Here is a 10269-nt window from a genome sequence, read left to right as displayed (position 1 = left end):
CTTTGACGAACAGAAATCTGATAGTAGGCATAATCAACTTGGGTAACCTAGCAACATATAGAATAGCCCGAAGTCTCGAACAGAAGTGTGATTATGTAAATCAGGCAGAGCTATGGGAAAGGGTGGCATCTTACCTCGGGAGATCTTGTCAATTGTCTGAGAGACTAGGCTAGCAGTGATGCTAGACGAAGATTGATAAGAAGTCAGCAGAGGGCATAGTACCCACAGTGTGGGGAAGGCCTGAACCAAGGTTTTAAGCCTACAGTTCACAGATTCTCAGTGTGTATGGAGTCTCAGTCAAAGTAGAAACCCTACAACTACGTTAGGAATGATGGTGAAGTCGGAAACGGATCTGTTACTAGCGAAGAGAGACAAGCCACATTGGCGTTGAAGTTAATATAGTAGATTTAAGCTAACGGAAGTTAGTCTACCTTGTTAGTTTAAAAAAACACTTTGGGTTTTATTTATTATTGCGTCAGTTATTTTGTATCTGATGATATTTGGGAGGTGGTTAGCTAAATATTAATTAACGTAAGAGGATATATCTATGGAAAGTTACTCCCCGGGTTCAGATATTATTTCTGTTGTGAAATCATTATTGCTAGCACAATCAATTGTTGGTGCTGCTGTGATTTTATATCAAATAGTGTCGGGAGATTCCCTGAGTGTTGAGTCAGCATTAATTGGCGTTGCTGTTGCTGTTGTTCCCTCTTTATTAGGTTTGCTTGCTGTTGCAGTAAAAGTTAAGCGTAATAACAGAAGTCACATCAGTGAATTAGCATGGTTTAATGAGTCGATCAAATTGACGTACACCGCTGTATTGATGTTGTTGGTCTCTAGGTTTATAGAAATCAATGAGATAGTAATGCTTATCGCTTACTCTCTGACTTATATGGGAAGTTGTTTAACCCCTATACTTAACAAACCTCAATTTAGGATGACGTAAGGTGGAAATAGTTACTTCTGCTCATGAATATATTGAGCACCATCTGACATTTCTCACGGCAGGCGAAGGATTCTGGAGTATTAACTTAGACTCCATGTTCATGGTTTGGGTGTTAGGTTTAACTTTTATTGGTGTGTTTAGGTATGTTGCAACTAAAGGAACAAGTGGTGTTCCTGGTAGGCTGCAATGTTTTATTGAAATCACATTTGAATTTGTTAATAACCTAGTAAAAGAAATATTTAAAACAGAAGATAAATTAATAGGTCCTCTTTCATTAACCATATTCGTATGGGTGTTCTTAATGAATGCTATTGACTTGCTCCCTGTAGACTTTGTGCCAATGATTGCACGTATTCTGGGTTTTGAGCATTTCAGAGACCTACCATCAGCTGATATAAATGTTCCTGTGTCGATGGCGCTTGGTGTATTCATTCTTATTATTGGATATACGCTTAAAAATAAAGGTTTAGTTGGGTTTATTAAAGAACTAACAACACAACCTTTTGCTCATCCACTGTTGTATCCAGTGAACTTTGTTTTGGAATTAGTAACACTGATCTCCAAACCTATTTCACTTGGTTTACGGTTGTTTGGAAATATGTATGCAGGTGAGATGATTTTTATTCTTATCGCATTAATGCCTTGGTGGATGCAATGGGCACTGAGTGTGCCGTGGGCTCTGTTCCACATCTTAATCGTGTTCTTGCAGGCTTTCATTTTCATGGTACTGACAATTGTTTACCTGGGAATGGCAGTAGAAGAGCAACATTGATTTTATTTTCTTTAGTTTCATTTTTTCACAATTAGATTCGGAGTTATTCATGGATATTGTTAGTGCGGTTCTTTACGTTGCGGGTGCACTGCTTATTGGTTTAGGTGCTGCGGGTGCAGCAAGCGGTATCGGTAACTTGGCCGGTAAATATCTTGAAGGTGTGGCACGTCAACCTGATTTGACCCCAATGCTACGTACTCAGTTCTTCATCATGATGGGTCTGGTGGATGCGGTACCAATGATCGGTGTAGGTATTGGTCTGTACATCATCTTTGCTGTGGCATAAGTCATTCAACCACTCTTTTAAACAACATTGGGTTACCAAAAGTGAGGATGGAATGAACTTAAATGCCACCATGCTAGGACAGGCACTGTCATTCGTGATTTTTGTCTGGCTTTGTATGAAATATGTTTGGCCTCCTTTGACTGCATTACTTGATGAGCGCCAGCGAGTTATCGCCGAAGGGCTGTCTCATACCGAGTATGCGGCGAAAGAGCTACAAATGGCAAAAGCCAATGGCGCCAAATTACTTGATGATGCTAAACAGCAAGTCAGTAGTTTAGTTGAACAAGGTAATAAACGTCGTACGCAGATCATCGAAGATGCCAAGCTCGAAGCGGAGCAAGAAAAAGCACGCATTATTGCCGCTGGGCAAACTGAGCTGGAAAGTGAGCGTAATCGTATTCGCGAAGAACTTCGCCACGAAATGACAGCCTTGGTGATTGAAAGTGCAGAGAAGCTGATTAACCGTCAGCTAGACACAGACACTAACCGAGCATTGGTCAATAAGATCATTACCGATCTGTAATAAGGGGCTAAGAATGTCTGATTCACAAACCATTGCTTACCCCTACGCAAAAGCAGCGTTTGATTATGCTCGCGATGCGGATCAACTAGAAGCTTGGGAAAACATGCTGGTGGTGATGAAAGAAGTCGCCGAAGCGCCAATTGTTGCCAGCCAGATTGAAGCACTCGATATGCTTGGCCCAGATGCTCACGATGCATTTAACCAGTCTTTTCTGGCTATCTGCGATGGTCTCATTGACGAGCACGGGCAGAATTTGGTCAAGCTAATGGCAGAGAACGGCAGGTTAGCGGTATTGCCTCAGGTTACTGAGCTTTACCAGACGTTCAAGTCTGATTTTGAACGCACTGTCGAGGCTTGTGTTGTTACGGCTGAACCATTGGATGAGCAGCAAGCAAAGAGCTTGAGCCAAGCTCTGGAGCGGAAGTTGAACCGCACTGTTTCTCTGACTTGCCAGGTTGATAAATCGCTGGTTGGGGGAATTAAGATCACTGCTGGTGAACTGGTGATTGATGGCTCGCTGAAAAGCGCTATTGATCGACTTGCGATCCGCCTAGAGGTGTAATTAGGTACTAGATATGCAATTAAATTCAAATGAAATCAGCGATCTAATAAGACAACGGATCGCCACCTTTAACGTAGCCAGTCAGGCACGTAACGAAGGCACAATTATCTCTGTCAGCGACGGTATCATCACTATTAATGGCCTTGCGGATGTAATGCAAGGTGAGATGATCGAATTACCGGGTGGCCGTTATGCACTTGCATTAAACCTTGAGCGCCATTCTGTCGGTGCTGTTGTTATGGGCCCTTATGCTGATCTTGCAGAAGGCATGACAGTAAAAGGTACAGGCCGTATTCTTGAAGTACCCGTCGGCAAGGGGTTACTTGGCCGAGTTGTGAATACGCTAGGTCAACCCATCGATGGCAAAGGCGCGATTGAAAGCGACGGTTTTGCTCCGGTAGAAATTATTGCTCCTGGTGTAATCGATCGTAAGTCGGTTGATCAACCTATTCAAACGGGCTACAAAGCGGTTGACTCCATGGTGCCTATTGGCCGTGGTCAGCGTGAATTGATCATCGGTGACCGCCAAACAGGTAAAACAGCGATGGCGATTGATGCCATCATCAACCAGAAAGATTCTGGTATCTACTCGGTTTATGTTGCTATTGGTCAGAAGGCATCAACCATTGCTAACGTAGTACGCAAGCTTGAAGAAAACGATGCATTACAAAATACCATTGTTGTAGTGGCATCTGCATCAGAAGCGGCAGCACTGCAATACCTGGCGCCGTATGCAGGTTGTACTATGGGTGAGTACTTCCGTGACCGCGGTGAAGATGCACTTATTGTTTACGATGACTTGTCTAAACAGGCTGTTGCTTACCGTCAAATTTCACTATTGCTTAAGCGTCCACCTGGCCGTGAAGCCTTCCCTGGTGATGTGTTCTATCTTCACTCTCGTTTGCTAGAACGTGCCGCTCGCGTTAACGCAGACTATGTTACTCATTTCACTAATGGTGAAGTCACTGGACAGACGGGGTCATTAACCGCGTTGCCAATCATCGAAACGCAAGCTGGTGACGTATCTGCATTCGTTCCAACTAACGTTATCTCCATCACTGATGGTCAGATCTTCCTACAGACGCACTTGTTCAATGCAGGCTTACGCCCAGCGGTTGACCCAGGTATCTCGGTATCTCGCGTAGGTGGTGCTGCTCAAACCAAGATCATCAAGAAATTGTCTGGTGGTATCCGTACCGCGCTAGCGCAATACCGCGAATTGGCAGCCTTTGCTCAGTTCTCATCTGATTTGGATGATGCAACCCGCAAGCAGCTGGATCACGGTGAGAAAGTGACAGAACTGATGAAGCAGAAGCAGTATTCACCAATGTCAGTTGCTGAGCAGGCACTAGCCATCTTTGCTGCCGAAAAAGGCTATCTCAATGGTATTTCATTGGCGAAGGTTGGTGAGTTTGAAGAAGAGTTAATGGCTTTTGCTAAGAGCACTCAAGCTGAGTTACTCACTTCAATCAATGCATCGGGTAACTATAACGATGAGATTGAAGCCAGTCTGCACAACCTGTTGAAGACCTTCATGGATACCCAGTCGTTTTGATCGTCAGGGTAAGCCGCTCAGCGGTGTAGCAACAAGGTAGACAGGAGCGAAAAATGGCAAACGCAAAAGAAATTCGCACCAAGATCGGTAGTGTTCAAAACACCCAAAAGATCACCAGTGCGATGGAAATGGTTGCCGCGAGCAAAATGCGTAAGGTGCAAGACAACATGGTGTTGACGCGCCCTTATGCAGACAACATGCGTAAGGTGATCAGCCACGTTGTTTCAGGCTCGCTGGAGTACAAGCATCCATATCTTGAAGAACGCGAGATTAAGCGGGTCGCATACATCATTATTTCTTCTGATCGAGGATTGTGTGGTGGTTTGAATAACAACCTGTTTAAGAAAGTACTGGTCGAGATGCAGCAGTGGCGAGAAAAAGGGGTAGAAGTTGATACTTCTCTGATTGGCTCGAAAGCCATCTCTTTCTTCCACCGCATCGGCAATGTTGTTGCTCAGACCTCGGGTCTGGGTGACAAGCCTAAGTTGGAAGATGTACTTGGTCCAGTAAAAGCCATGCTGGAACATTACGACGAAGGCAGAATTGATCGCTTACACCTAGTGTACAACGAATTCGTCAACACCATGGTGCAAAAGCCGCAGGTTGTACAGTTACTGCCTCGGCCTGAGTTGGCACAAGCCGATAATGCGGATAGTAAAAAGTCGGCAGGTCGTTGGGACTATATCTATGAACAAGATCCCAAGGCGTTACTGGATGAACTAATGCTGCGTTATATCGAATCGCAGGTCTATCAGGGAACAGTAGAAAGTTGTGCGTGTGAGCAAGCAGCCCGAATGGTAGCAATGAAAGCGGCCACCGATAACGCAGGCGCCCTGATTAATGATCTTCAGTTGGTATACAACAAAGCTCGACAGGCAGCGATCACTCAAGAGTTGAGTGAGATAGTGTCTGGTGCCCAGGCCGTGTAATACCAAGCTAACTAAGTAAGAGTCTGAACACTTACTTACTCCGATTGGTATAAATGAATTTCCGAGGATAACAAATGAGTACGGGAAAAATTGTTAAAGTCATCGGCGCGGTCGTTGACGTAGAGTTTAGCCAAAGCAGCGTACCACGTGTGTACGATGCGCTGAATATTATTGATGGCGATCACGCCTCGCTAGTGCTGGAAGTCCAGCAGCAAATTGGTAGTGGTGTTGTACGTTGTATTGCAATGGGTTCATCAGACGGTTTGCGTCGCGGCTTAACTGTTGAAAACAGTGGTTCACCAATCTCGGTTCCAGTTGGTGAAGCAACGTTAGGGCGGATCATGAACGTGCTAGGCACACCGATTGATGAATGCGGTGAGATAGGCGAAGAAGTGACTTACGCCATTCACCGTGACGCGCCTTCGTATGAAGATCAGGCCAATAGCGCTGAACTGCTTGAAACCGGCGTGAAAGTTATCGACTTGATCTGTCCGTTTGCGAAAGGCGGTAAGATCGGCCTATTCGGTGGTGCGGGTGTGGGTAAAACCGTCAACATGATGGAGCTTATCAACAACATCGCAAAAGCACACTCAGGTTTGTCTGTGTTCACTGGTGTAGGGGAGCGTACCCGTGAAGGTAACGACTTCTATTACGAGATGAAAGAGGCGGGCGTACTCGACAAAGTAGCCATGGTTTACGGCCAAATGAACGAGCCTCCAGGTAACCGCCTACGTGTTGCTTTAACGGGTTTGACCATCGCTGAGCGTTTCCGTGATGAAGGCCGTGATGTGTTGTTGTTTATCGATAACATTTACCGTTACACCTTGGCGGGTACAGAAGTATCGGCACTGTTAGGTCGTATGCCATCAGCGGTAGGTTACCAACCTACGTTGGCTGAAGAGATGGGTGTACTGCAAGAGCGTATCACTTCGACTAAGAAAGGTTCGATCACCTCGATCCAAGCGGTATATGTACCTGCGGATGACTTAACGGATCCATCACCAGCAACCACCTTCGCGCACTTAGATGCCACGGTTGTACTGTCACGTAACATTGCGGCGCTTGGTTTATACCCTGCGATTGATCCGCTTGATTCTACCTCACGTCAGCTTGATCCGCTGATTGTAGGTCAGGAGCATTATCAAGTTGCTCGTGGTGTACAAACTGTATTGCAACGTTACAAAGAGCTCAAAGATATTATCGCCATTCTAGGGATGGACGAATTGTCTGAAGAAGATAAACAAACTGTTTCTCGTGCTCGTAAAATTGAACGTTTCTTAACTCAGCCTTACCACGTTGCTGAAGTGTTTACGGGTCAGACTGGGGTGTTCGTTTCTCTTAAAGAAACTATCGAAGGCTTCAAAGGGCTGCTAAGCGGCGAGTATGACGATATTCCGGAGCAGGCATTCCTGTACTGCGGCAGTATCGATCAAGTAATTGAAAAAGCGAAGCAAGTATAGAGAGGAAGTTATGGCAATTGGCGTTACTAACAATACGTTCCAGCTCAACATTGTGAGTGCCGAAGGCCCACTGTTTTCTGGTCCAGCCCATGCGCTGGCGATTGCAGGGTTCGATGGTGAGTTAGGTATTCGCCCGGGCCACTCTCCTTTGCTGAGTGGGATCAAACCAGGTGTGGCGAGTTTCGTTACCGGTCTAAAGGATCCTGAAGAAATCCTTTATATCTCGGGTGGGATTGTTGAAGTACAACCTTCAGTAGTAACCGTGTTGGCTGATACAGCTATGCACGGGAAGGATATCAACAAAGCCCGCGCGGACGAGGCACGCCGTGCAGCAGAAGAGAACATTGTTAAGCATGCTAACGATGTGAACTTCGCACAGGCGCAAATGGATTTGGCAAAAGCAATGGCGCAACTTCGTGCTGTTGAATTAAGCCAGAAACAGAGGCGCCGATAGACCGATATTGCAGTCTGGACACGGATTACCGACCGCTGTCCAGATTGAAATACGGTTTCAGAAAAGCTAATTAAATTTCATTTCCAGAGTTGTCTTGCCCCGTTCAGTGATGAGTTCGGGGCCTTTTTTTTGCGTGGAATTAATCGAGCTGATGATCTAAAGGTGTTTAACTGCGTACACTAGGGTATAGGTTACCCATAGCGACGAAATTTGTAATGACCAAACTAACGGTATTTTATGATGGCACATGCCCGCTTTGTTCAAAAGAAATGGCGGCTTTAGCTGCAAGAGACAAACAGCATTTCATTCAGACCGTGGATATCTACAGTGACGCCTTCAGTGCTTACCCACAAATAGATGCGAATGCAGCCAATACAGTGCTACACGCGTTAGATGATAAAGGGCGGTTATTACTGGGGTTAGATGTCACATACCGTGCATGGCAACTCGTCGGGCGAGGCTGGTTATACGCACCGTTACGTTGGCCTCTCATTAAGCCACTAGCCGATCGTTTTTACCTGTACTTTGCTAGAAACAGATACCGATTTTCATACTGGTTAACCGGTAAATCGCGTTGTGATAGTGGGACATGTTCACGGTAATCAACTTCGGATTGAATCACGTTAGTTTATTAACTTCTTTTCATCGCCGCCCGATAAGCCGTCGGCGTAACATGCTTGTATGCTTTGAACTGACGGTTAAAATTTGCTTGGTTATCGTAGCCTACTTTTTGGATAATGATATTTATCGGTAAACTGGTATTCATCAGTAGATCGCAGGCGACATTTAGCCTGATCTTCTTTAAGTGTTGGCTGAAGCTTTCCTTGTAGTGCTTTTGATACAACCTTCGAACGCTACTCTCACTGATATATAAATGTTCAGCCAGATCGTTAACGGCAATATCATTTGCAAAGTTTTGCATCAAAAATGCCTCGGCTCTACCAATACGCTCACTTATTCTTTCGTCTTCATCAACGGGTGCCACAACATTAATGAGCTGCTGCGCTTGTTTATCTTCAAGCAGCAGTGAGAACAATGAAAATAGTGTGGTGAGTTGTTGGTGAGGTGGCAGTTCAATTACACCTTCTAACAATTGTGTTGCGCGCTCTGTTGTATCTGTCGAAAACTGTATGCCGTGGCTAGCATTTGAGAGTAACCGTTTTAATGGTTCTAGCTCGTGGCAACAAGCGATGAGTTGATGAACCCATTCTTTACGAAACCAAATAACATGCGTCTCACACTGAGTATGCTCCCCATCGGCGTTGGAATAAATCGCATGAGGGAGATCTGGGCCGATAAATACCATGTGATTATGGTTAATCTCATTTTGGTGGTGGCCGACAAAGCAGCTACCTGAAAAATGACGATGAATGGCGAGTTCGTACTCTTTGTGTCGGTGCCAACCATAGCTTTTAGTGCCTTCAACGATCTTTCGGTATCGCCAAGAGGCACAAATTCGTTGCGGCACTTTTTCAAGGTATCCCTTCATCGCTTAGTTCTCACTACTTAGTCTTCACTGCTTAGTTCTCACGGCTTAGTCTTCATTACTTCGTATCACTCATGTTTGCTTGGTGATTTTTTAGTATTGAAATTATACCTAAAATAAAGTTTGGATGTTCTTGTTGCGCGAAAAGTACTGCTATTTGCTCGTTGAATACTCTTGCTGTGAGTTGAGGTCCATATACTTTCAATGTCCACCACATTGGAGAACTAAGATGACATCACTTAAACAAAAAATAGAACAGCTTATCGCTATTAATCGTCAACAATGGCTTGCAGAGTGTGTTTATCGGTATGGGTTAAAAAGCACAGATATGTGGCGACTATATGGCTACGCTTCTTATGACGATTATCGGAAAGATTTAGCGCGAAGTTTACAGCAAAAATAATACCTCAATATCCCCCCGCTTATGATAAACAGGGGGCTTTAATCAGTATTCGTTCATATTCAGCAGCCACTGTAGTGGTCAACTAAAATTGGCCGCTTCGCTCTTGTATATTCAGAGGAGATTGTAAATAGTGGTAGCTATAATGAATACTGTTCACAAAGAGTGGTTAATTCCGTTGGCGTGTGAATAATGAAATCTGGTTGAGTAGCCCAACGTTCAGGTGTTGCACCACTGTAGGTTACGGCAACAGCAATAACGCGCGCGTTTTCGCCCAATGCAGTATGTATATTTCTGGCAAACTGCACATCAGCTTCATGGTCGCCAATATACATAATGGTTTTGCTTTCAGGGTTATCGAATAGCTGGTTCAAACACAGCAAGCCACTTTCTGGTGATGGTTTTTGCCCTGTACTAGACACATCATCGTAGCCAATAACGGCTTTAAAGTAAGAGTCGACTTGCGCTGTATTCAATACATTAACGATGTTGTTTGAAGCATTTTGCGAACAGATACCATGCGGGATCGAGGCTAAATCTTTAATAGTACTGTCTACGTCAGAGAACAGTTGGACTGGCGTCGTGTTGCTCAGTTGATGCTCCGACCATAACGAACCTGCCACTAACATTTCAGATTCAGTCATACCGTAATAACGAACATACAGATCTTGCCAGTTTTTAGCTGCATGGTTTACTTGATGATAGGCAACTTCACTTTGGAGGCATTCTGGCAGGTTGTCTCCCGTTAGGTGGGGTGCAACAATGGATAAAATGTGTTTAGTAATATCTATATTTTTGGGTACTGAGTTTACGAGTGTTCCGTCATAATCCCAAAGGATGGCATCTAGCTTCATTTGTTTTCTCGTACTTTGATACCCAGTCGCGCAAACGGCTAG

Annotated in this window: 13 protein-coding genes; 11 read left to right on the top strand and 2 right to left on the bottom strand. The window is 44.7% G+C overall.

Features of this window, described 5'->3' with window-relative positions:
• The first annotated feature begins 547 nt into the window (after positions 1–547).
• From ASV53_RS00925 to ASV53_RS00880, 10 genes are all read left to right on the top strand, one after another.
• Positions 548–946 (top strand): ATP synthase subunit I, encoded by a 399-nt coding sequence (locus ASV53_RS00925; protein ID WP_062688824.1) that lies wholly within the window; start codon positions 548–550, stop codon positions 944–946.
• Position 947: 1 nt separating this feature from the next.
• Entirely contained in the window at positions 948–1718 is a 771-nt protein-coding gene (gene atpB / locus ASV53_RS00920) for a F0F1 ATP synthase subunit A (protein ID WP_094955753.1), read from the top strand.
• A gap of 49 nt (positions 1719–1767) precedes the next feature.
• A complete protein-coding gene (atpE, locus tag ASV53_RS00915; protein ID WP_004730405.1) occupies positions 1768–2004 on the top strand; it encodes a F0F1 ATP synthase subunit C in 237 nt (78 codons plus the stop codon).
• 52 nt (positions 2005–2056) lie between these two features.
• On the top strand, positions 2057–2527 hold the full coding sequence (locus tag ASV53_RS00910; protein WP_062688828.1) for a F0F1 ATP synthase subunit B: 471 nt from the start codon (positions 2057–2059) through the stop codon (positions 2525–2527).
• A 13-nt stretch (positions 2528–2540) separates the two neighbouring features.
• Positions 2541–3089: a F0F1 ATP synthase subunit delta gene (locus ASV53_RS00905; protein WP_094955752.1), complete on the top strand. Its 549-nt coding sequence runs from the start codon at positions 2541–2543 to the stop codon at positions 3087–3089.
• Between the two features lie 13 nt (positions 3090–3102).
• Positions 3103–4644, top strand: a complete 1542-nt coding sequence (gene atpA, locus ASV53_RS00900) for a F0F1 ATP synthase subunit alpha (protein WP_062688831.1) — start codon at positions 3103–3105, stop codon at positions 4642–4644.
• Between the two features lie 53 nt (positions 4645–4697).
• Complete coding sequence (gene atpG / locus ASV53_RS00895) at positions 4698–5573, top strand: F0F1 ATP synthase subunit gamma (protein WP_094955751.1); 876 nt, start codon at positions 4698–4700, stop codon at positions 5571–5573.
• A gap of 74 nt (positions 5574–5647) precedes the next feature.
• Positions 5648–7033 (top strand): F0F1 ATP synthase subunit beta, encoded by a 1386-nt coding sequence (gene atpD, locus ASV53_RS00890; RefSeq protein ID WP_094955750.1) that lies wholly within the window; start codon positions 5648–5650, stop codon positions 7031–7033.
• A 10-nt stretch (positions 7034–7043) separates the two neighbouring features.
• Positions 7044–7487, top strand: a complete 444-nt coding sequence (locus ASV53_RS00885; protein ID WP_062688833.1) for a F0F1 ATP synthase subunit epsilon — start codon at positions 7044–7046, stop codon at positions 7485–7487.
• A 215-nt stretch (positions 7488–7702) separates the two neighbouring features.
• Entirely contained in the window at positions 7703–8089 is a 387-nt protein-coding gene (locus ASV53_RS00880) for a thiol-disulfide oxidoreductase DCC family protein (protein ID WP_094955749.1), read from the top strand.
• Positions 8090–8118: 29 nt separating this feature from the next.
• On the opposite strand, the gene ASV53_RS00875 is transcribed toward ASV53_RS00880, so the two are convergent.
• Positions 8119–8976: a helix-turn-helix transcriptional regulator gene (locus ASV53_RS00875; protein WP_094955748.1), complete on the bottom strand. Its 858-nt coding sequence runs from the start codon at positions 8974–8976 to the stop codon at positions 8119–8121.
• A 226-nt stretch (positions 8977–9202) separates the two neighbouring features.
• Here ASV53_RS00875 and ASV53_RS25370 point away from each other — a divergent pair, with 226 nt between their 5' ends.
• The gene (locus ASV53_RS25370) at positions 9203–9376 is read left to right on the top strand and encodes a hypothetical protein (RefSeq protein ID WP_189337802.1); all 174 of its coding nucleotides are present in this window, start codon (positions 9203–9205) and stop codon (positions 9374–9376) included.
• Positions 9377–9513: 137 nt separating this feature from the next.
• Here ASV53_RS25370 and ASV53_RS00870 read toward each other — a convergent pair whose 3' ends face one another.
• Positions 9514–10227 (bottom strand): HAD family hydrolase, encoded by a 714-nt coding sequence (locus ASV53_RS00870; RefSeq protein WP_094955747.1) that lies wholly within the window; start codon positions 10225–10227, stop codon positions 9514–9516.
• Between the last annotated feature and the right edge of the window lie 42 nt (positions 10228–10269).

The organism is Photobacterium sanguinicancri (assembly GCF_002265265.1).
Taxonomy (GTDB): Bacteria; Pseudomonadota; Gammaproteobacteria; order Enterobacterales; family Vibrionaceae; genus Photobacterium; species Photobacterium sanguinicancri.
This window is presented reverse-complemented; position numbering and strand designations above follow the sequence as displayed.

Bases quoted from the DNA above. Each gene is read 5' to 3' on its own strand.
- ASV53_RS00910 (WP_062688828.1), top strand. From the start codon at position 2,057: ATGAACTTAAATGCCACCATGCTAGGACAGGCACTGTCATTCGTGATT.
- atpA (WP_062688831.1), top strand. From the start codon at position 3,103: ATGCAATTAAATTCAAATGAAATCAGCGATCTAATAAGACAACGGATC.
- atpE (WP_004730405.1), top strand. From the start codon at position 1,768: ATGGATATTGTTAGTGCGGTTCTTTACGTTGCGGGTGCACTGCTTATT.
- ASV53_RS00905 (WP_094955752.1), top strand. From the start codon at position 2,541: ATGTCTGATTCACAAACCATTGCTTACCCCTACGCAAAAGCAGCGTTT.
- ASV53_RS00870 (WP_094955747.1), bottom strand. From the start codon at position 10,227: ATGAAGCTAGATGCCATCCTTTGGGATTATGACGGAACACTCGTAAAC.
- atpG (WP_094955751.1), top strand. From the start codon at position 4,698: ATGGCAAACGCAAAAGAAATTCGCACCAAGATCGGTAGTGTTCAAAAC.
- atpD (WP_094955750.1), top strand. From the start codon at position 5,648: ATGAGTACGGGAAAAATTGTTAAAGTCATCGGCGCGGTCGTTGACGTA.
- ASV53_RS00875 (WP_094955748.1), bottom strand. From the start codon at position 8,976: ATGAAGGGATACCTTGAAAAAGTGCCGCAACGAATTTGTGCCTCTTGG.
- ASV53_RS00885 (WP_062688833.1), top strand. From the start codon at position 7,044: ATGGCAATTGGCGTTACTAACAATACGTTCCAGCTCAACATTGTGAGT.
- ASV53_RS25370 (WP_189337802.1), top strand. From the start codon at position 9,203: ATGACATCACTTAAACAAAAAATAGAACAGCTTATCGCTATTAATCGT.
- ASV53_RS00925 (WP_062688824.1), top strand. From the start codon at position 548: ATGGAAAGTTACTCCCCGGGTTCAGATATTATTTCTGTTGTGAAATCA.
- ASV53_RS00880 (WP_094955749.1), top strand. From the start codon at position 7,703: ATGACCAAACTAACGGTATTTTATGATGGCACATGCCCGCTTTGTTCA.